This is a genomic window from Salmonella sp. NW884 (assembly GCF_051700745.1).
Lineage (GTDB): Bacteria > Pseudomonadota > Gammaproteobacteria > Enterobacterales > Enterobacteriaceae > Salmonella > Salmonella enterica.
Window position 1 is genome coordinate 22851 of sequence record NZ_JAMMDE010000018.1, and the last position, 21897, is coordinate 44747.

Annotated in this window: 19 protein-coding genes; 16 read left to right on the plus strand and 3 right to left on the minus strand. The window is 51.1% G+C overall.

The features are described from left to right. Positions 1-24: 24 nt before the first annotated feature. Positions 25-1965, minus strand: coding sequence for an RNase E specificity factor CsrD (gene csrD, locus NA197_RS22450; protein ID WP_001241381.1), 1941 nt, complete (start codon positions 1963-1965; stop codon positions 25-27). Between the two features lie 203 nt (positions 1966-2168). Here csrD and acuI point away from each other — a divergent pair, with 203 nt between their 5' ends. The 13 genes from acuI to NA197_RS22515 all read left to right on the plus strand — a co-directional run bounded on the left by acuI (position 2169) and on the right by NA197_RS22515 (position 15159). Further along, positions 2169-3143 carry an acrylyl-CoA reductase (NADPH) gene (gene acuI, locus NA197_RS22455; protein ID WP_001148240.1) on the plus strand — a complete coding sequence of 325 codons (975 nt, stop codon included), beginning with the start codon at positions 2169-2171 and terminating at the stop codon, positions 3141-3143. A 112-nt stretch (positions 3144-3255) separates the two neighbouring features. Then, positions 3256-4260 (plus strand): protein-methionine-sulfoxide reductase catalytic subunit MsrP, encoded by a 1005-nt coding sequence (gene msrP / locus NA197_RS22460; RefSeq protein ID WP_000723876.1) that lies wholly within the window; start codon positions 3256-3258, stop codon positions 4258-4260. After that, positions 4261-4860 carry a protein-methionine-sulfoxide reductase heme-binding subunit MsrQ gene (msrQ, locus tag NA197_RS22465; RefSeq protein WP_001240053.1) on the plus strand — a complete coding sequence of 200 codons (600 nt, stop codon included), beginning with the start codon at positions 4261-4263 and terminating at the stop codon, positions 4858-4860. Positions 4861-5252: 392 nt separating this feature from the next. Further along, complete coding sequence (gene accB, locus NA197_RS22470; protein ID WP_000354626.1) at positions 5253-5723, plus strand: acetyl-CoA carboxylase biotin carboxyl carrier protein; 471 nt, start codon at positions 5253-5255, stop codon at positions 5721-5723. A gap of 10 nt (positions 5724-5733) precedes the next feature. Next, positions 5734-7083: an acetyl-CoA carboxylase biotin carboxylase subunit gene (gene accC, locus NA197_RS22475; RefSeq protein WP_000884627.1), complete on the plus strand. Its 1350-nt coding sequence runs from the start codon at positions 5734-5736 to the stop codon at positions 7081-7083. Positions 7084-7191: 108 nt separating this feature from the next. After that, on the plus strand, positions 7192-7434 hold the full coding sequence (locus tag NA197_RS22480) for a YhdT family protein (RefSeq protein ID WP_000340016.1): 243 nt from the start codon (positions 7192-7194) through the stop codon (positions 7432-7434). Continuing rightward, positions 7424-8875 carry a sodium/pantothenate symporter gene (gene panF / locus NA197_RS22485; protein ID WP_001175684.1) on the plus strand — a complete coding sequence of 484 codons (1452 nt, stop codon included), beginning with the start codon at positions 7424-7426 and terminating at the stop codon, positions 8873-8875. Before NA197_RS22480 ends, panF begins: the two co-directional genes overlap by 11 nt. Positions 8876-8886: 11 nt before the next feature. Continuing rightward, the gene (gene prmA, locus NA197_RS22490) at positions 8887-9768 is read left to right on the plus strand and encodes a 50S ribosomal protein L11 methyltransferase (RefSeq protein ID WP_001145849.1); all 882 of its coding nucleotides are present in this window, start codon (positions 8887-8889) and stop codon (positions 9766-9768) included. A gap of 660 nt (positions 9769-10428) precedes the next feature. Then, positions 10429-11394 carry a tRNA dihydrouridine synthase DusB gene (gene dusB, locus NA197_RS22495; protein ID WP_001219664.1) on the plus strand — a complete coding sequence of 322 codons (966 nt, stop codon included), beginning with the start codon at positions 10429-10431 and terminating at the stop codon, positions 11392-11394. Between the two features lie 25 nt (positions 11395-11419). Next, positions 11420-11716 carry a DNA-binding transcriptional regulator Fis gene (gene fis, locus NA197_RS22500; RefSeq protein WP_000462905.1) on the plus strand — a complete coding sequence of 99 codons (297 nt, stop codon included), beginning with the start codon at positions 11420-11422 and terminating at the stop codon, positions 11714-11716. 85 nt (positions 11717-11801) lie between these two features. Then, complete coding sequence (yhdJ, locus tag NA197_RS22505) at positions 11802-12686, plus strand: adenine-specific DNA-methyltransferase (RefSeq protein WP_000642613.1); 885 nt, start codon at positions 11802-11804, stop codon at positions 12684-12686. 82 nt (positions 12687-12768) lie between these two features. Continuing rightward, positions 12769-12933, plus strand: coding sequence for a DUF2556 family protein (locus NA197_RS22510; protein ID WP_000620015.1), 165 nt, complete (start codon positions 12769-12771; stop codon positions 12931-12933). 150 nt (positions 12934-13083) lie between these two features. After that, positions 13084-15159 carry a putative bifunctional diguanylate cyclase/phosphodiesterase gene (locus NA197_RS22515; protein ID WP_023233478.1) on the plus strand — a complete coding sequence of 692 codons (2076 nt, stop codon included), beginning with the start codon at positions 13084-13086 and terminating at the stop codon, positions 15157-15159. A gap of 26 nt (positions 15160-15185) precedes the next feature. Here the strand turns inward: NA197_RS22515 and envR are convergent, their stop codons facing one another. Next, the gene (envR, locus tag NA197_RS22520) at positions 15186-15848 is read right to left on the minus strand and encodes an acrEF/envCD operon transcriptional regulator (protein WP_001085721.1); all 663 of its coding nucleotides are present in this window, start codon (positions 15846-15848) and stop codon (positions 15186-15188) included. A gap of 413 nt (positions 15849-16261) precedes the next feature. Here envR and NA197_RS22525 point away from each other — a divergent pair, with 413 nt between their 5' ends. From NA197_RS22525 to NA197_RS22535, 3 genes are all read left to right on the plus strand, one after another. Continuing rightward, positions 16262-17419, plus strand: coding sequence for an efflux RND transporter periplasmic adaptor subunit (locus NA197_RS22525; protein ID WP_000160383.1), 1158 nt, complete (start codon positions 16262-16264; stop codon positions 17417-17419). 11 nt (positions 17420-17430) lie between these two features. After that, positions 17431-20544, plus strand: coding sequence for an efflux RND transporter permease subunit (locus NA197_RS22530; RefSeq protein ID WP_001273283.1), 3114 nt, complete (start codon positions 17431-17433; stop codon positions 20542-20544). A 236-nt stretch (positions 20545-20780) separates the two neighbouring features. After that, positions 20781-21002 carry a membrane protein gene (locus NA197_RS22535; protein ID WP_000825645.1) on the plus strand — a complete coding sequence of 74 codons (222 nt, stop codon included), beginning with the start codon at positions 20781-20783 and terminating at the stop codon, positions 21000-21002. A gap of 650 nt (positions 21003-21652) precedes the next feature. On the opposite strand, the gene NA197_RS22540 is transcribed toward NA197_RS22535, so the two are convergent. After that, a partial coding sequence (locus NA197_RS22540; RefSeq protein WP_438796703.1) for a hypothetical protein occupies positions 21653-21897 on the minus strand: 245 nt, incomplete at its 5' end.

A 21897-nucleotide genomic window follows, 5' to 3' on the forward strand; every position in this document is an offset into this window, starting at 1 on the left:
CGTGAAAACAAATTAAACGGCAGGTTAAACCGAGTATCTTTGCGAATATTTTTTCACGTTTGTGTCAAGTAGTTGGGAGGAGGCAAAAAAATCACCCTGCCCACCAGCCACGCCGCGTTTTGTCAGCGTCTGCCACTCGCCGCGCGAACGGACGCCCGTCGCGTAAACCTGCGTAGGCGTACCCGCGCAGGCCTCTACCAAACTTTGAACCAGAAGCTGGTTTTCCGTTCGCTTCTCAATGTTTCTGACCAGACTCGGATGCAGCTTGAGTAATTCCACATTGAGCGCTTTAATCCAGCTCGTGCTAACCAGCGTCAAACCCGCCTGTGTCACCGCCACCCGAACGCCAAGCGCATTGACTAAGCGAAGGATGGGTTGTAACCGGCTGATGTGTTGACAAACATCTGCCTCCGCAAGTTCAATAATTATGCGATTTCGCTGTGATTTTTCACACTGCATTAACGTATCGCGCAACCAGCGCTGAAAACGCGGACGAATCAGCGACTCGACCGTCAACTGCATTGCCAGATTTTCATCCGGCCAGTAGCCCAGCAACGTAATCAGGCGGCTAATTTGTAATCTGTCATACTCTTCCGATAAACCAAATTGCAACACCATCGGCATATATTCCGCCGAGCTCACCTCTTCTTTACCGTCATAGATGCGACACATCAATTCCCGATGATGCACGCGACCTTCTCGCGTGACCGCCGGTTTTTGATAAAGTCGCGGTCCGCCCCGGTTCAGCATCTGCTCAATCAATGTGCGCCAGCGCACATTGCCGCGCCCTTTTTCCGGCAGAGTGTCGTCGTAGATAGCCCAGCTATTTCCCCCCTGCAGGGCGGCATTCCGCGCCGCGGCTTCAGCATGTTCCATCACCTGCTCGGTGGACTGTCCGCTGCGCCAGGCGCAAATGCCGATATGTACCATATCGTCACGATCGAGCATTTTGTTAGCCGGTAGCGCATCGACAGCTTTTAAAAGTTGTCCGGCAATACTTTCCGCTTCTTTCAGCGTTCGATGCGGTAGCAGCACGGCAAAGTCGCTGCGGTGATAACGCGCCAGCAGCGAGCCTGGGTAACGCATAATAAATGTCGATAGCAGATTGATAAGCATAAACATCTGCTCTTCCGCCTGATTGCCTCCCAGGCTGTCGCGCAGAAGATTGAAGTCTGGCAAGCGGATCATCATCACCACGCCATGCACTCCCACTTTTTCCTGATCTTCCAGCAGCGTCGCCAGTTGGTTATCAAAGAACAGACGGTTACCGAGTCCGGTTTTGGTGTCCTGCGCGGCGTAGGAGCGAATGAGGGTGTCCAGGCGACTACGCTGTTCGTGAGCAAACTGAATTTCGGAAAGCAATACATCAAGCGCGCTACTGGTGCGCGCTGGCCATTCGTAAACAGAACCGCGGACATTCGCCCCGCGTTCGCCGTTCAGAATGCGCGTGGAGCGAATTTCCAGAAGCTCCTGCCCGGAAAGCTGCCGCTGCAGCCAGCGCACCGATAAAAACAAAATCAGAACGATAAAACCGATCGCCAGCGTCAGCGGCGCCGTGGTGATCAGTGAGTGAAAATAGTTACCCATCGGGTCCTGGTAAACCAGACGTAGCGACATTCCTGGATGTTTTATCAGCGGTACGACCAGCTCGCGATACATGTCGCTGGTACCGGCTGGCCGATAACCTCTGGCGCGAGAATGGCTGTAGACGCTGCGCTCCCCCTGCAACAGATCGACACGCACAATATCGGAAGCGATCATGAGTTCGTCGATTTGCGGCGTCAGCGAGACAATATCATGGGTCACCAGGTGCGTATCAATGGCTGTCGCCGTCGCCTGCACACGGCTGACATACTTATACTGTACGGCGTTATAAAAGCTTAGCGAGCAACCTATCAGAGTCACGAAGATCGTTAACCCCGTGAGCAGCGTGATAAAAGCTGAGAATTTCGTCGTTAATCGCATCCTTGAGTTAACTCCGACGGTTATAAACAGTATGAAAAAGCGAATCTGAAGGCGGAATTCGCCACGGCGCGCAATGAAGCAGGCATACTACCAAAATGGATCTATCTGGCAATTTATTGCGTTGCATCGGCATCACGTTTTAATTAGCGAGTATAGTCTTCGTAGCTATTTTTCCAATCTACCATGTAAAGTGAGGACAGGTTATGCAGGCGTTGATCTTAGAACAGCAGGACGGTAAAACCCTCGCATCCGTGCAACATCTCGAAGAGAGTCAACTGCCGGCAGGTGATGTGACGGTGGATGTCCACTGGTCCAGCCTGAATTATAAAGATGCTCTGGCTATCACCGGAAAAGGGAAAATTATCCGTCATTTTCCGATGATTCCTGGTATTGATTTCGCCGGCACCGTTCACGCAAGCGAAGATCCTCGCTTTCATGCAGGCCAGGAAGTACTACTGACTGGCTGGGGCGTGGGCGAAAACCACTGGGGCGGCCTGGCCGAACGCGCACGCGTTAAAGGCGACTGGCTGGTCGCGCTGCCTGCGGGACTGAGCAGCCGTAACGCCATGATCATCGGCACCGCCGGTTTTACCGCCATGCTGTGCGTCATGGCGCTTGAAGATGCAGGTATTCGCCCGCAAGACGGTGAGATTGTCGTCACCGGCGCCAGCGGCGGCGTGGGCAGCACTGCCGTTGCATTACTGCATAAGCTGGGCTATCAGGTTGCAGCAGTATCAGGCCGTGAAAGCACCCACGGCTATCTTAAGAGCCTGGGAGCTAACCGTATTCTCAGCCGCGATGAGTTTGCTGAATCTCGCCCGTTGGAAAAACAGCTGTGGGCCGGTGCAATTGATACCGTTGGCGATAAAGTGCTGGCGAAAGTGCTGGCACAGATGAACTATGGCGGTTGCGTGGCTGCCTGCGGCCTGGCGGGCGGCTTCGCGCTGCCGACCACCGTTATGCCATTCATTCTGCGTAATGTGCGTTTGCAAGGGGTGGACTCGGTGATGACCCCACCGGCACGTCGCGCAGAAGCCTGGGCGCGTTTGGTTAAGGATCTGCCGGAATCGTTCTATGCTCAGGCCGCCACAGAGATTACGCTGGCGGATGCGCCAAAGTTCGCCGATGCCATCATCAATAATCAGGTTCAGGGCCGTACGCTGGTGAAGATAAAATAACGTCACGTATAAAAAAATTTACACTTAATTAACTATTTATTTTTACACATTGACACACTCCCTGTCATATTCACTACACGCCATGTTGTGGTGGGTAGACCGGGAGTCTGTGATGAAAAAGATACGTCCATTAACAGAAGCCGATGTGACTGCGGAATCGGCTTTTTTTATGCAGCGCCGACAGGTGCTAAAAGCATTAGGCATCAGCGCGGCCGCCTTATCCTTACCCTCAACGGCGCAGGCCGATCTCTTCAGTTGGTTTAAAGGCAACGATCGTCCGAAAGCGCCTGCCGGTAAACCGCTTGAGTTTAGTCAGCCTGCCGCCTGGCGAAGCGATTTAGCGTTAACGCCGGAAGATAAAGTGACGGGCTACAACAATTTCTATGAGTTTGGCCTTGATAAAGCCGACCCGGCGGCCAATGCCGGAAGTCTGAAAACCGAACCGTGGACGTTGAAAATCAGCGGGGAAGTCGCGAAGCCATTTACGCTGGATTACGACGATTTAACACATCGTTTCCCATTAGAAGAGCGTATCTATCGAATGCGCTGCGTCGAAGCGTGGTCCATGGTCGTGCCGTGGATTGGTTTCCCTTTATATAAGCTACTCGCGCAGGCACAGCCCACCAGCCACGCTAAATATGTGGCATTCGAAACGCTATACGCGCCGGATGATATGCCAGGACAGAAAGATCGCTTTATTGGCGGCGGACTGAAATACCCTTATGTCGAAGGGCTACGTCTGGACGAAGCCATGCATCCGCTGACTCTGATGACCGTTGGCGTCTATGGTAAGGCGTTACCCCCGCAAAACGGCGCGCCTATTCGACTCATCGTTCCATGGAAGTATGGTTTTAAAGGTATTAAATCTATTGTCAGCATTAAACTCACCCGCGAACGTCCGCCAACCACCTGGAATTTGTCGGCTCCCAACGAATATGGTTTTTACGCCAATGTGAACCCGCATGTGGATCATCCACGCTGGTCTCAGGCTACCGAACGCTTTATTGGTTCAGGCGGTATCCTTGATGTGCAAAGGCAGCCGACGCTGCTGTTTAACGGCTACGCCAATGAAGTCGCTTCGCTGTATCGCGGTCTCAATTTGCGGGAGAATTTTTAAGTGCGTCTGACAGCAAAACAGATAACCTGGCTAAAAGTTTGTCTGCATCTTGCCGGTTTTTTGCCGCTTCTGTGGCTCTTTTGGGCGATAAATCACGGTGGACTCAGCGCAGACCCGGTAAAGGATATCCAACACTTTACCGGCAGAACCGCGCTCAAATTTTTGCTCGCCACCTTGCTGGTTTCACCGCTGGCGCGCTACGCTAAACAGCCATTATTGATACGCACACGCCGCCTGTTAGGATTATGGTGTTTCGTTTGGGCTACGCTGCATTTAACCAGCTATGCCTTACTGGAACTGGGGATACATAACCTGGCGTTGTTAGGAAGCGAGTTGATTTCACGCCCTTATTTGACGCTTGGGATCATTAGCTGGCTGGTGTTATTGGCGCTGACGTTGACCTCAACGCAATTTGCGCAGCGTAAATTGGGCAAACGCTGGCAAACACTGCATAACGTCGTCTATCTTGTCGCGATCCTGGCTCCCATACATTACCTGTGGTCGGTAAAGATTTTATCACCACAACCGGTCATCTACGCGGCATTAGCGTTAGCCCTTTTAGCGTTGCGTTATCGGAAGTTTCGCCAGTGGTGGCGCTAGTTTGGTGAACTGTGCGGTCGATTGCAAAACGCAAAACAGGTAATGTCCTTTTTATGTTTCGGGTTGATTATCTTCCCTGATAAGACCAGTATTTAGCTGCTAATTGCGACGAAATAGTTATAATGTGCGACTTTACATTGCCCAACGGCGATTTTCGTTCGCAGAAAGGGTGACAATCGAGCAATGAAGGTATATTTTGTTTTTTGCCCGAAAATGGCAGAAGATAGCCACACAATGACTGGCAAATCATGAATTTCACCTTCGGGTGCTACGGCATAACAGGCAAATCAAAGATGCGCGGTATTTTACCCGCGGCAGTCATTCACATGCTTTACAGACGGCGCTAAAACGCCTGTCACAATCACACTAAACAAAGAGTACGGAACCCACTCATGGATATTCGTAAGATTAAAAAACTGATCGAGCTGGTTGAAGAATCAGGTATCTCCGAACTGGAAATTTCTGAAGGCGAAGAATCTGTTCGCATCAGCCGCACAACGGCAAACGCCGGTTTTCCGGTGATGCAGCAGGCTTATGCGGCGCCGATGATGCAGCAACCCGCTCTGTCTAACGCTGTCGCGCCAGCGGCTACTCCAGCAATGGAAGCGCCTGCCGCAGCGGAAATCAGTGGTCACATCGTACGCTCCCCAATGGTTGGTACTTTCTACCGCACCCCAAGCCCGGACGCGAAAGCGTTCATCGAAGTGGGCCAGAAAGTGAACGTGGGCGATACCCTGTGCATCGTTGAAGCCATGAAAATGATGAACCAGATCGAAGCTGACAAAGCAGGTACTGTGAAAGCGATTCTGGTCGAAAGTGGTCAACCGGTAGAATTTGACGAGCCACTGGTCGTCATCGAGTAACGAGGCGAACATGTTGGATAAAATTGTCATCGCCAACCGCGGCGAGATCGCACTACGTATTCTTCGAGCCTGTAAAGAACTCGGCATCAAGACCGTCGCTGTGCACTCAAGCGCGGATCGCGATTTAAAACACGTATTGCTGGCGGATGAGACGGTCTGTATTGGCCCGGCACCGTCCGTAAAAAGTTATCTGAACATCCCGGCTATCATTAGCGCCGCTGAAATCACCGGCGCGGTGGCAATCCACCCGGGTTACGGCTTCCTTTCTGAGAACGCCAATTTTGCCGAGCAGGTTGAACGCTCCGGCTTTATCTTTATCGGCCCGAAAGCGGACACCATCCGCCTGATGGGCGATAAAGTGTCCGCGATTACCGCGATGAAAAAAGCGGGCGTGCCGACCGTACCAGGATCTGACGGCCCGCTGGGCGACGATATGAATGCGAACCGCGCTCATGCCAAACGTATTGGCTATCCGGTGATCATCAAAGCGTCCGGCGGCGGCGGCGGCCGCGGCATGCGCGTGGTTCGTAGCGATGCTGAACTGGCGCAGTCCATCTCCATGACCAAAGCGGAAGCGAAAGCGGCTTTCAGCAACGACATGGTATACATGGAAAAATACCTGGAAAATCCACGCCACATCGAAATTCAGGTGCTGGCGGACGGCCAGGGCAACGCTATCTATCTGGCGGAACGCGACTGTTCCATGCAGCGTCGCCACCAGAAAGTGGTTGAAGAAGCCCCGGCGCCAGGCATTACGCCGGAACTGCGTCGCTATATCGGCGAACGCTGCGCGAAAGCGTGCGTAGACATCGGCTATCGCGGCGCAGGGACGTTCGAATTCCTGTTCGAAAACGGCGAGTTCTATTTCATCGAAATGAACACCCGTATTCAGGTTGAACACCCGGTGACTGAAATGATTACCGGCGTCGATTTGATCAAAGAGCAGTTGCGCATCGCGGCGGGTCAGCCGCTGTCGATCACACAGGACGAAGTTGTCGTTCGAGGCCATGCGGTAGAATGCCGTATCAATGCCGAAGATCCGAACACCTTCCTGCCAAGCCCAGGCAAAATCACGCGCTTCCATGCGCCTGGCGGCTTTGGCGTTCGCTGGGAATCTCATATCTACGCGGGCTACACGGTGCCGCCGTACTATGATTCCATGATCGGCAAGCTCATCTGCTACGGTGAAAACCGCGATGTGGCGATTGCCCGTATGAAAAATGCCCTGCAGGAACTGATTATCGATGGTATCAAAACCAATATCGATCTGCAGACCCGCATCATGAATGACGAGCACTTCCAGCACGGTGGAACCAACATCCACTATCTGGAGAAAAAACTCGGTCTTCAGGAAAAGTAATCGCACGTTAATCTCAAAAGGCCGGTGAATCCGGCCTTTTTTATTTCTGGGGATAGCGATGCCCCATCATGTACAATTCCCGCTTTCTTCACCCATAAGGGACAAAAAATGGACGCTCGTTTTGTTCAGGCCCATAAAGAGGCGCGCTGGGCGCTGTGGCTGACCCTTTGCTATCTGGCGGCATGGTTAGTGGCTGCTTACTTACCTGGAGACTCGCCGGGAATTACCGGTCTGCCGCACTGGTTCGAGATGGCCTGCTTATTGACGCCGCTGGTCTTTATTTTGCTGTGCTGGGCGATGGTGAAATTCATTTATCGCGATATTCCGCTGGAGGATGACGATGCAGCTTGAGGTCATTCTACCGCTGGTAGCCTATCTGATCGTGGTCTTCGGGGTCTCGATTTACGCTATGCGCAAGCGTACCGCCGGCACCTTTTTAAACGAATATTTTCTTGGCAGCCGTTCGATGGGCGGGATCGTACTCGCGATGACGCTTACCGCCACCTATATTAGCGCCAGTTCATTTATCGGCGGTCCCGGCGCGGCTTATAAATACGGTCTGGGCTGGGTCTTGCTGGCGATGATCCAGCTTCCCGCCGTCTGGCTTTCACTGGGTATTCTGGGTAAAAAATTCGCTATCCTGGCGCGTCGCTATAATGCCGTCACGCTTAACGATATGCTATTCGCTCGTTACCAAAGCCGCCTGCTGGTGTGGTTGGCAAGCCTGAGTTTATTGGTCGCGTTTATTGGCGCAATGACCGTACAATTTATCGGCGGCGCGCGACTGCTGGAAACCGCGGCGGGAATTCCCTACGAAACCGGCCTGCTAATATTTGGCGTCAGTATCGCACTCTATACGGCGTTTGGCGGCTTTCGCGCCAGCGTACTTAACGATACGCTACAGGGCCTGGTGATGCTGGTCGGCACGATAGTGCTGCTGGTGGGCGTGGTGCATGCGGCGGGCGGTCTAAGTCAGGCCGTTGACACGCTGCACGCTCTCGACCCCAAACTGGTAACGCCGCAGGGCGCCGATGACATACTTTCTCCCGCCTTTATGACCTCTTTTTGGGTACTGGTCTGTTTTGGTGTGATTGGCCTGCCGCATACGGCGGTGCGCTGCATCTCCTATAAAGACAGTAAAGCGGTACACCGGGGCATTATTATCGGTACGATTGTCGTGGCGATTTTAATGTTCGGGATGCACCTTGCCGGCGCGCTGGGTCGCGCGGTGCTTCCGGATCTGACGGTGCCGGATCTGGTGATCCCAACGCTAATGGTGAAAGTTTTGCCGCCATTTGCCGCCGGGATCTTCCTGGCTGCGCCAATGGCGGCGATCATGTCAACAATTAACGCCCAACTGCTGCAAAGTTCCGCGACGATCATTAAAGATCTCTATCTCAACCTGCGCCCCGATCAGATGCAAAATGAGATCCGGCTGAAGCGTATGTCGGCAGCGATTACATTACTGCTAGGCGCGCTGTTGCTGCTGGCAGCATGGAAACCGCCAGAGATGATCATTTGGCTCAACCTGCTGGCGTTTGGCGGCCTGGAAGCGGTGTTCTTATGGCCGCTGGTATTGGGCCTTTACTGGGAGCGGGCAAACGCGGCAGGCGCATTAAGCGCCATGATCGTGGGCGGCGTGCTATATGCCCTGCTTGCCACATTTAATATTCAGTACCTGGGCTTTCATCCGATTGTGCCCGCGTTACTGTTAAGTTTATTGGCTTTTCTGATCGGAAACCGATTCGGCTCTTCCGCTTCGCAAGCCACCGTATTGTCTACTGATAAATAAAGAGTTTTGCCATGCCATGGATCCAATTGAAACTGAATACCACCGGCGCGAATGCTGAAGAGCTGAGTGATGCGCTGATGGAAGCGGGCGCCGTTTCCATTACCTTTCAGGATACGCACGATACGCCGGTTTTTGAGCCGTTGCCGGGCGAAACCCGTCTGTGGGGCGATACCGATGTGATCGGTCTGTTCGACGCCGAAACAGACATGAAAGACGTTGTCGCGATTCTGGAGCAACATCCACTGCTGGGTGCCGGATTTGCCCATAAAATCGAACAACTGGAAGATAAAGACTGGGAACGCGAATGGATGGATAATTTCCATCCGATGCGTTTTGGCGAGCGTCTGTGGATTTGTCCCAGCTGGCGTGACATTCCGGACGAGAATGCCGTCAACGTGATGCTCGACCCGGGACTGGCGTTCGGTACGGGTACGCACCCCACCACCTCTTTATGTCTGCAATGGCTGGACGGGCTCGATCTCAACGGCAAAACCGTGATCGACTTTGGCTGCGGTTCAGGCATTCTGGCGATTGCCGCGCTGAAGCTGGGAGCGGCAAAGGCGATTGGTATTGATATCGATCCGCAAGCTATTCAGGCCAGTCGCGATAATGCCGAACGCAACGGCGTGTCTGACCGGCTGGAGCTGTACCTGCCGAAAGACCAGCCAGAAGCCATGAAAGCCGACGTGGTTGTCGCTAACATCCTGGCAGGCCCATTACGCGAACTGGCCCCGTTAATCAGCGTACTGCCCGTTGAGGGCGGTCTGCTGGGGCTTTCAGGTATTCTCGCCAGCCAGGCGGAAAGCGTCTGCGATGCTTACGCCGAGCTTTTCACTCTCGACCCGGTCGTCGAAAAAGAAGAGTGGTGCCGCATTACTGGCCGTAAGAAATAATTCTTGTCTGCGTGGTCGCCCGGCCACGCTTTTCTCCACACAACTTGCCTTAACGCCTTTCAGGCACCGAGACATCATTAAATTCATCAAATGAATGCCTGAAATGACTTCTTTGTCACTATCCGTCTGGGTAAACAGCTGCTACCAGCGGACAAAAGGTACTGGCGTTTTAACGGGTGGCAGCCATCGCCCTCGTGCTTAGTAATGCTGTCCGGGTTGTTCTGCAGCATCCGCTAACGCGCTCTTCAGCACAGCTGGAAAAATTTATGCGTGCCATTCATGAACACAAAAGCGCATCTGTGCCCCCCTTCCGACTGGCAATGGAGAAAAGTCACGCGCAGCGGGAAGTGATCTTGTCCTGAAACGAGACGGCGATCCCATTCATTTGGGGTAATTAGCTTATAAAAAAAGCAGATTATTCCGCTTATCTTGTTTCTGGACGAAGAAATAGAGAGAAGTTACGGGAATTTGTAAGCGCGTACAAAACCGCCAACAACAAATAACCCTATGATTTTACTGAATTATAAATTTATTTTGCTGTTTTTAAGCACGATTCATTGATCTACAACAGTGGATTGTTCAAAGTTTGGCCTTTCATCTCGTGCAAAAAATGCGTAATATACGCCGCCTTGCAGTCACAGTATGGTCATTTCTTAACTCATGCGCATCGGACAATATCAGCTCAGAAATCGCCTGATCGCAGCGCCCATGGCTGGCATTACTGACAGACCTTTCCGGACGCTGTGCTATGAGATGGGAGCAGGATTGACAGTATCCGAGATGATGTCTTCTAACCCGCAAGTGTGGGAAAGCGATAAATCTCGTTTACGGATGGTGCACGTTGATGAGCCAGGAATTCGCACGGTGCAAATTGCCGGTAGCGACCCTGTTGAGATGGCCGATGCCGCACGTATTAACGTGGAAAGCGGCGCCCAGATTATTGATATCAATATGGGGTGCCCGGCGAAGAAAGTGAATCGTAAGCTGGCAGGTTCAGCCCTCTTGCAGTACCCGGATTTAGTGAAGTCTATACTCATCGGGGTCGTAAACGCAGTGGACGTTCCTGTGACTCTCAAGATTCGCACCGGCTGGGCGCCGGAACACCGTAACTGCGTAGAGATTGCCCAACTGGCTGAAGATTGTGGTATTCAGGCTCTGACCATTCATGGCCGCACCCGCGCCTGTTTGTTCAACGGAGAAGCTGAATACGACAGTATTCGGGCAGTTAAGCAGAAAGTTTCCATTCCGATTATCGCGAATGGCGACATTACTAACCCGCATAAAGCCAGAGCTGTTCTCGACTATACAGGGGCGGATGCCCTGATGATAGGCCGCGCAGCTCAGGGAAGACCCTGGATCTTTCGGGAAATCCAGCATTATCTGGACACTGGGGAGCTGCTTCCGCCGCTGCCGCTGGCAGAGGTAAAGCGCTTGCTTTGCACGCATGTTCGGGAACTGCATGACTTTTACGGTCAGGCAAAAGGGTACCGAATCGCGCGTAAACACGTCTCCTGGTATCTCCAGGAGCACGCTCCAGACGACCAGTTTCGGCGCACATTCAACGCTATTGAGGACGCCAGCGAACAGCTGGAGGCGTTGGAGGCATACTTCGAAAATTTTGCGTAAACAGAAATAAAGAGCTGACAGAACTATGTTCGAACAACGCGTAAATTCTGACGTACTGACCGTTTCTACCGTTAACTCTCAGGATCAGGTAACCCAAAAACCCCTGCGTGACTCGGTTAAACAGGCACTGAAGAACTATTTTGCTCAACTGAATGGTCAGGACGTTAATGACCTGTATGAGCTGGTACTGGCTGAAGTAGAACAGCCCCTGTTGGACATGGTGATGCAATACACCCGTGGTAACCAGACCCGTGCTGCTCTGATGATGGGCATCAACCGTGGTACGCTGCGTAAAAAATTAAAAAAATACGGCATGAACTAATTTCGATTAGCTAACTGCTTGTTTAAAAAGGCGCTACTCGGCATGGGGAAGCGCCTTTTTTATACGCATCACATGGAATTTGGTCATGAAAGCGGAATGTGAACCTCAGTACTTTGGCGATGAATCGAAGAAGATTATTCACGGTGACGCGCTAACAGAACTTAAAAAACTGCCTTCTGAAAGCATTGACTTAATTTTTGCCGATCCGCCTTACAATATCGGAAAAGATTTCGACGGTATGGTGGAATCCTGGGACGAAACGTCTTTTCTGGCCTGGCTGTATGAATGCATTGATGAGTGCCACCGCGTACTGAAGAAACACGGCACCATGTACATCATGAATAGCACAGAAAATATGCCGTATATCGATCTCAAATGCCGAACGCTTTTTACCATCAAAAGCCGTATCGTCTGGTCCTATGATAGTTCCGGGGTGCAGGCGAAAAAATACTTTGGTTCTATGTATGAACCGATCCTGATGATGGTAAAAAACCCGAAAAGCTATACCTTTAACCGTGATGCGATTCTGGTCGAAACCACTACGGGCGCTAAGCGCGCGCTAATCGATTATCGAAAAAACCCGCCCCAACCATACAATCAGAAAAAAGTGCCGGGCAACGTTTGGTCATTTCCTCGCGTACGTTATCTGATGGATGAATATGAAAACCATCCTACGCAAAAGCCCAGCGCGCTGTTAAAACGGATCATACTGGCCTCTTCTAACCCGAGCGATACCGTATTGGACCCTTTCGCAGGCAGTTTCACCACAGGCGCTGTCGCAGCGGCGTCAGGTCGTAAGTTTATCGGTATTGAACTCAATAATGAGTACGTAAAAATGGGGCTCAGAAGATTGAGCGTCACTTCGCATTATTCAGAAAATGAACTTGCAAAAGTCAAAAAGCGAAAAACACAAAACCTGTCCAAAAAGCAGCGAAATGTCGGGATAAACGCGCTATCTTCAGAGAAGTAAAAGCATTGTAAGTCCGCTTTTCAGCGTCAAAATTTCATGTATATTCCCAGCACGCATGGGCATGAATACACAGGATTTGACGATGATACGTAAGTATTGGTGGCTGGTTGTTTTTGCCGTCTCCGTTTTTCTTTTTGATGCGCTTTTGATGCAATGGATCGAATTGATGGCGACTGAACAGGATAAGTGCCGAAACATGGATTCGGTTAACCCTCTTAAATTGATCAATTGTACCGATCTGGAGTAGCGAACCGGGCGATTTAACCTATGATTATTTATCACCCGGATTTCTTTTATCCCTTATAAAAACAGGGAATTAAAACACGTTGAGGATAAAAGAAGGGGTGATACTGTCTCGTCCTGTTCTTTTCCTGCATAACCAATGAGCTAATGATACATGCCGGTTAGTGAGTACAACCACATCCTTGTGGCGGTTTCATTTGCTGTCGCTATTTTTGCGTCCTATACCGCATTAAATATGGCCGGACGCGTAGCCGGAAGCGCCCGATCAAACGCCAGAATATGGCTAATGGGCGGCGGCTTCGCGCTGGGCGTCGGTATTTGGGCGATGCATTTTGTCGGGATGCTGGCGATGGATCACGCGATGAACATGCGCTTCGATCCGTTCCTCACCGGCCTCTCCATGCTGATCGCGATCGGCTCCTCCCTGTTTGCGCTATGGCTGGTTAGCGCTGAAAAACTGCGCCTGCGCCGTTTACTGCCGGGCGCGCTGGTGATGGGACTGGGCATCAGCGCAATGCATTATACCGGGATGGCGGCGCTGCAATTTGCTTCCATTATCGTCTGGAATAGCGCATGGGTTGCCCTCTCTATCATTATTGCGCTACTGGCGTCCTGCGGCGCGCTGTGGCTCACGTTCCGCCTGCGTAATGAGGGAACAGATGTCGCCCTGAGGCGAGCAGGCGCTGCGGTATTAATGGGGATAGCTATCGCCGGCATGCATTACGCCGGCATGAAGGCCGCACACTTTCCCCAAAACTGGCCGATGGAGCATCGTGGCGTCGATAGCAACTGGCTGGCTGTTCTTGTCAGCGTGGTCGCGCTGACTATCCTGGGTATTACTCTGCTGGTTTCTTTATTTGACGCCCGGCTTCAGGCCCGTACCGCACTACTTGCCTCTTCGCTGGCGCAGGCGAACCAGGAACTGGCGCAGTTGGCGCTGCATGATACGCTCACCCGTTTACCAAACCGGGTACTCCTTGAGGATCGTCTGGAACAGGCCATCAGCAAAGCGAATCGGGAAAGCACGTCTTTCGCGCTACTGTTTATGGATCTGGATGGCTTTAAAACCGTTAATGACGCTTATGGTCATGATATCGGCGATAAGCTACTGGTGGCGGTCACGCATCGTCTGAACCAACCGCTGAGCGGGCAGTTTACCCTGGCGCGGATTGGCGGCGACGAATTTGTGCTGCTTGCGGAAGTCAGCGCGCCTGACGAAGCGGCTTCCCTTGCCAGCGCGCTGGTACATTCGATAGATGCGCCCTTTACGATAGATCCGTACGAACTGGTCGTCACCCTTAGCGTGGGAATAGCGCTCTATCCGCTGGACGGAAAAAACGAACGGGAACTGATGTTCAACGCCGATGCCGCGATGTACCACACGAAGCATACGGGGCGTAACGGATACCATTTCTTTCAGCCATCAATGAATATGCTGGCGCAAACCCAGCTTCAGCTAATGAATGACCTGTGGCTGGCGCTGGAAAGACAAGAGCTCAGGCTGGTGTACCAGCCTAAATTTCAGGCCCCTGCCGGCCCCATTGTAGGATTTGAGGCCCTGTTGCGCTGGTATCATCCAAAACAAGGCGTACTGAATCCTGACCAGTTTTTACCGCTGGCGGAAAAAACGGGTCTTATCGTCACTATCGGTAGCTGGGTGATAGACGAGGCGTGTCGACAGCTCCGCGAGTGGCACTTACAGGGATACGCCTTATGGTCAGTGGCGGTAAATCTGTCCGCCTTACAATTTGAGCAGCCCGGCCTTGTGGACACCATTACGCGGAGCCTGGCCCGACACAGTATCCGTCCCGATTTATTGATTCTGGAAATCACCGAAACCACGGCGATGAACAAGCCAGAGCAAAGCGTCGCTATACTCACCAGATTAACGGAAATGGGGGTTAAGGCCTCTATTGACGACTTTGGCACCGGTTATTCCAGCCTTCTCTATCTGAAACGTCTTCCGGCGTGCGAACTAAAAATTGATCGCGCTTTCGTACATGAACTCAGCGAGGCAGGCGACGGCGCGACCATTGTTGCGGCTATTGTCGCGCTGGCGAAAGCGTTAAATCTGCAAATTGTGGCAGAAGGGGTAGAGAATGAAACGCAGCAACAATTTTTGACCCAGTTAGGATGCCATACGCTTCAGGGGTTCCTGCTTGGCAAGCCGCGTACGGCAGAGGAAATTGCTCGCGATATTCGGGACCCTGCCAATATATTCACAAGGTAAATATATAATATCAACTCAAAATAATCTCAGGCTTCTTCAGCCTGTTGTTCATTTGGCATTAATTGCCTCACACTGCCATCCGGGCTTAGCATTTTTAATACATTATCGACTAATGCAGGCGCCTGCTTATAAAGATCATAACTTGTGGGATTCATTAACCAGTTCTTTACTATTCCGCTAAAACTACCATGCAGAATAATTAATATGACATCCAGATCAAGACTGCCTGAGATCAGCTTTTTATCCATACATCGCTGTAATACTTCAAGCAGCGACTGATGATGGAAACCAATCTTCTCCCGAATGGCCTGTTCCGATATCATACCATTATGGAATTCACATTTATGATATAAAATCTGCATTAATGCCTGCTGACGAGGCACTGCCGCAATATATTGTAAGGCTGCAATAAATTTCTCTCGTAGATCCTGTAAAGGATTATCATTCCAGCATCCCGTAAGCCTATCCTGAATAAGTTCGCGTAAAGGTGGTTGCTGTAACCAAACCTCATTAAACAACTGCGTTTTATTCTCAAAGTGCCAGTAGATGGCGCCCCGCGTGACATCAGCGGCATCAGCGATATCATTCAACGTCGTGTTGGCAACGCCGCGCAAAGCGAACTGCGCAATAGCGGTTTCAATCAAATGTTGCCGCGTTTTAAGCGCATCCGCCTTCGTTTTCTTCGCCATAATTAAGATATCCTGGACCATAAAAACGATAAATACGCTGATAAAATACTCAGCACAAAAAACAACTTTACCATGTCCTTTTTAGTCAGACGAGAGACAGCCATTTTTATTTCGCACAATATCGCCAAATCAATAATAAAAACAAATAAATCAATAAAACATATTCATATAAAATATATATTTCTAATTATGTTATTCAACATCATGATTTTACTAATCGGGACATTATGAAACGACAGGGAATAGTTCTTTTTTTTTGCTTTTATGTGCCGTGAACCCCATCCCAAAATAAGTATTGCTTACATCACAAGCTAATAATTTGTAGGATACCCCACTGCTATTCTATTTTTCGCGCGTTAACGCCTTACCGTTATCCGGTGAATAACGAGCTTTCGGTTTTTTAAGGAACAGTAATGACGAAACATGCCAGGTTTTCACTCCTGCCCTCATTCATCATATTCTCTGCTGCGCTGCTGGCCGGTTGTAATGACCAGGGAGATACCCAGGCTCATGCCGGCGAGCCGCAAGTCACCGTCCATGTGGTCGAAACAGCGCCGCTAGCCGTAACGACCGAACTTCCCGGACGTACGTCCGCATTTCGCATTGCGGAGGTTCGCCCCCAGGTGAGCGGGATCGTGCTTAAAAGAAACTTCACCGAAGGTAGCGATGTAGAGGCCGGGCAGTCGCTTTATCAGATCGATCCTGCCACTTATCAGGCCGATTATGACAGCGCTAAAGGCGAACTTGCTAAAAGCGAAGCGGCTGCGGCTATCGCGCACCTGACGGTCAAACGCTATGTTCCACTGGTCGGCACAAAATATATCAGCCAACAGGAATATGATCAGGCGATTGCCGACGCCCGCCAGGCCGATGCCGCCGTTGTGGCGGCAAAAGCCGCTGTTGAAAGCGCGCGTATTAACCTTGCGTATACCAAAGTCACCTCACCCATCAGCGGGCGTATAGGAAAATCTAATGTGACTGAAGGCGCGCTGGTGACTAATGGTCAGTCAACTGAACTGGCTACCGTGCAACAACTCGATCCGATTTATGTCGACGTGACGCAATCAAGCAACGACTTTATGCGACTCAAGCAATCCGTCGAACAAGGTAACCTGCATAAAGACAGCGCCAGTAGCACGGTTCAACTGGTAATGGAAAATGGTCAGGTCTACCCGATTAAAGGCACGCTGCAATTTTCCGACGTTACCGTAGATGAAAGCACCGGCTCTATCACGCTCAGGGCGGTGTTCCCTAACCCGCAACACAGTCTGCTTCCCGGTATGTTTGTTCGCGCCCGCATTGATGAAGGCGTCCAGCCCAATGCCATCCTTGTCCCCCAGCAGGGCGTAACCCGCACGCCGCGCGGCGACGCAATGGTGATGGTGGTTAACGATAAAAGCCAGGTCGAAGCCCGCAATGTCGTGGCGGCGCAGGCTATTGGCGATAAATGGCTCATCAGCGAAGGGTTAAAACCGGGCGATAAGGTCATCGTCAGCGGCTTACAAAAAGCGCGACCGGGCGTCCAGGTGAAAGCCACTACCGATGCTCCTGCAGCGAAAACGGCGCAATAAGGTAACCGTACATGGCAAACTTTTTTATTAGACGTCCTATTTTCGCCTGGGTTCTGGCCATTATCCTGATGATGGCTGGCGCACTGGCAATAATGCAACTTCCCGTTGCGCAGTATCCAACCATTGCGCCGCCAGCGGTTTCTATTTCTGCAACCTATCCTGGCGCGGATGCGCAGACGGTACAGGATACGGTTACTCAGGTTATCGAACAAAATATGAACGGTATCGATAACCTGATGTATATGTCCTCTACCAGCGACTCTGCTGGTAGCGTGACCATCACCCTGACCTTCCAGTCCGGAACCGATCCGGATATCGCGCAGGTTCAGGTGCAAAATAAATTGCAGCTCGCCACGCCTTTACTGCCGCAAGAAGTCCAGCAGCAGGGGATTAGCGTTGAAAAGTCCAGCAGCAGCTTTTTGATGGTCGCCGGGTTCGTCTCGGATAATCCGAACACTACCCAGGACGACATCTCTGACTATGTCGCCTCTAACATTAAGGATTCTATCAGCCGTCTTAATGGTGTGGGCGACGTTCAGCTATTTGGCGCACAGTACGCCATGCGTATCTGGCTGGATGCGAATCTGCTAAATAAATACCAGCTCACGCCAGTTGACGTCATCAACCAGTTAAAAGTACAGAACGACCAGATTGCGGCAGGCCAACTGGGCGGCACGCCAGCATTACCGGGCCAGCAGCTTAACGCCTCAATCATCGCCCAAACGCGTCTGAAAGATCCGGAAGAGTTCGGCAAAGTTACGTTGCGCGTCAATACCGACGGCTCTGTCGTCCATCTCAAAGATGTCGCGCGTATTGAGCTTGGCGGTGAAAACTATAACGTTGTAGCGCGCATTAACGGTAAACCGGCCTCCGGTCTCGGTATTAAACTGGCGACCGGCGCTAACGCGCTGGATACCGCAACCGCAATCAAAGCGAAACTGGCGGAACTGCAGCCTTTCTTCCCTCAGGGAATGAAGGTGGTTTATCCTTATGACACAACGCCCTTCGTAAAAATATCTATCCACGAAGTGGTAAAAACGCTGTTTGAAGCGATTATTCTGGTGTTCCTGGTAATGTATCTGTTCTTACAGAATATCCGGGCAACCCTGATTCCTACCATCGCTGTTCCTGTCGTGTTGCTAGGCACTTTTGCGGTACTCGCCGCCTTTGGCTATTCCATCAATACTCTGACGATGTTTGGTATGGTACTGGCGATAGGGCTGTTGGTTGATGATGCGATAGTGGTCGTAGAAAACGTTGAACGTGTAATGATGGAGGATAACCTTTCTCCCCGAGAGGCGACGGAAAAATCCATGTCGCAGATTCAGGGAGCGCTGGTTGGTATCGCGATGGTACTGTCTGCGGTATTTATCCCGATGGCCTTTTTTGGCGGCTCGACCGGGGCAATTTATCGCCAGTTCTCTATTACTATTGTTTCAGCAATGGCGCTATCCGTTCTGGTTGCGTTGATTCTGACGCCAGCACTGTGCGCTACGCTGCTTAAACCCGTATCTGCTGAACATCACGAGAAAAAAAGCGGCTTCTTTGGCTGGTTCAATACCAGGTTTGACCACAGCGTTAACCACTATACTAACAGCGTAAGCGGCATCGTGCGTAATACGGGTCGCTATCTCATTATCTATCTACTTATTGTAGTCGGAATGGCGGTTCTGTTTTTACGCCTCCCGACCTCCTTCCTGCCGGAAGAAGATCAGGGGGTATTCCTGACCATGATTCAGCTCCCCTCTGGCGCTACGCAAGAACGTACGCAGAAAGTGCTGGATCAAGTCACTCATTACTACCTGAATAATGAAAAAGCGAACGTCGAAAGCGTGTTTACCGTAAACGGCTTTAGCTTTAGCGGTCAGGGACAAAACTCAGGGATGGCATTTGTTAGCCTTAAACCCTGGGAAGAGCGTAACGGTGAAGAAAATAGCGTCGAAGCCGTTATCGCCAGAGCGACACGCGCCTTTAGCCAGATTCGCGACGGGTTGGTGTTCCCCTTCAACATGCCGGCAATTGTCGAGTTAGGTACCGCGACAGGTTTCGACTTTGAACTGATTGATCAGGGAGGACTCGGTCACGATGCGTTAACAAAAGCGCGTAATCAACTCCTGGGTATGGTCGCGAAGCATCCTGACCTATTAGTGCGCGTACGCCCGAACGGGCTGGAAGACACGCCACAGTTCAAGCTGGATGTCGATCAAGAAAAAGCGCAGGCGCTCGGTGTTTCGCTGTCTGATATCAACGAAACCATCTCCGCGGCGTTGGGCGGCTATTACGTTAACGACTTTATCGATCGCGGACGAGTGAAAAAAGTATACGTTCAGGCTGACGCTCAGTTCCGTATGCTGCCGGGAGATATCAACAATCTTTATGTACGCAGCGCCAATGGCGAGATGGTGCCCTTCTCTACCTTTAGCTCAGCACGGTGGATTTATGGTTCGCCACGCCTGGAACGCTATAACGGGATGCCGTCAATGGAACTGCTCGGTGAAGCAGCGCCCGGACGAAGTACCGGTGAAGCCATGTCGTTAATGGAAAACCTGGCTTCACAGCTGCCAAACGGTATTGGCTATGACTGGACAGGTATGTCGTATCAGGAACGGTTGTCAGGTAACCAGGCGCCGGCGCTGTACGCAATCTCACTCATTGTCGTTTTCCTCTGCCTTGCTGCTCTGTATGAAAGCTGGTCAATTCCGTTCTCGGTAATGCTGGTCGTACCGCTCGGCGTGGTTGGCGCTCTGCTTGCAGCGTCATTGCGCGGTCTGAACAATGACGTTTACTTCCAGGTTGGCTTGTTAACCACTATTGGCCTTTCTGCTAAAAACGCCATCCTGATTGTTGAGTTCGCCAAAGATCTCATGGAAAAAGAAGGACGTGGATTGATTGAAGCGACGCTGGAAGCATCCCGTATGCGTTTACGTCCTATTCTAATGACCTCGCTGGCCTTTATTCTCGGGGTAATGCCGTTAGTTATCAGTCGTGGCGCAGGTAGTGGTGCACAGAACGCAGTAGGCACAGGGGTTATGGGGGGAATGTTAACCGCAACCTTATTAGCTATCTTCTTCGTGCCAGTATTCTTCGTTGTTGTAAAACGCCGATTTAATCGCCATCATGATTAACCGGTAAACAGAGGCGTCTTCGGACGCCTTTTTAAACGGTACGTTTTTATCTCCGCTATTCCCCCTCTCCGCTTACCTCTGCATTCTCCATAGTTTTTACAATTCACATGAATTGAGATGATTCCTCATGTCAGCCATTTTTTCTGTGGTGGTAAAATAACTCTCGTTTTCGCAGCGGTTAGAGCCAGCATTTACGTTGCTGTACTTTGCGAAACGCTGATTAATGAGGTAACACCATGAAAAGACTAATTCCAGTTGCATTGCTTACCACCTTATTGGCAGGTTGTGCACATGATTCTCCCTGCGTACCGGTTTATGACGATCAAGGGCGGCTGGTTCATACCAATACATGTATGAAAGGTACTACGCAGGATAACTGGGAGACAGCAGGCGCTATTGCTGGCGGCGCTGCGGCGGTAGCAGGGTTGACGATGGGTATCATTGCGCTTTCTAAATGATACATGCAGGCGCGGCAATGCCGCGCTTTCAGTAATAATATAAAGGTCGTACGGATACTCAGCGACGTAATCTGTTCAGCCTGTCCCCCGAAAGTTAACACGATAAAACGCTCTCTTTTCTTACTCGCCCATCCCGATGGTATTTATTCTATTCCTTGTCCGATGCAGACAAAATTGTAGCTTGATAGCATCGTAAGCCGCATTACAAACACGCTTTATACAGTAAGACTTAGAGCGTGGTCATTAGGCGTAATTATCGCAGACAGTCTGGATAAAAACCGGAGCATACACGTAATACATGAGGATTTTGAGCACTGTCCCAGGGCCAAACTGGCAAATAAAATAGCCTAATGGGCCAGATTCTTAGTCCTCAGCGAATATCTCTATTGCTTATTAGAGGCGTAAGTAAAAGCCGTTTGTACATCCACTTCAGCACGGTTCACATTCTATGGTTCAGGCGGATATATGGCGGGAAATCACGTTGACTAAAACGGTTTTTATCCACTCTACGAAGATGTTATATACCCAAAATAATTCGAGTTGCTTAAAGGCGGCAAGGGAGTGAGTCCCCAGGAGCATAGATAACTATGTGGCTGAGGTGAGCGACAAATCTGCCGGGAGCAGATTTGAACGTCGCGTGCGACGGCCCGTCAGGGCGAGGCCCATGAATGGGCCGAGTAATCCGTAGCCAACACATAAGCGACTTGAAGTATGAAGGGTATAAACCAAATATAAAACGCGTCGGCGCCATTAACCGATAACTTTTTCCATAGAGAGATAAATGCAAAAAGGCCCAATCTTTCGATTGGGCCTTTTGCTTTATTTGATGCCTGGCAGTTCCCTACTCTCGCATGGGGAGACCCCACACTACCATCGGCGCTACGGCGTTTCACTT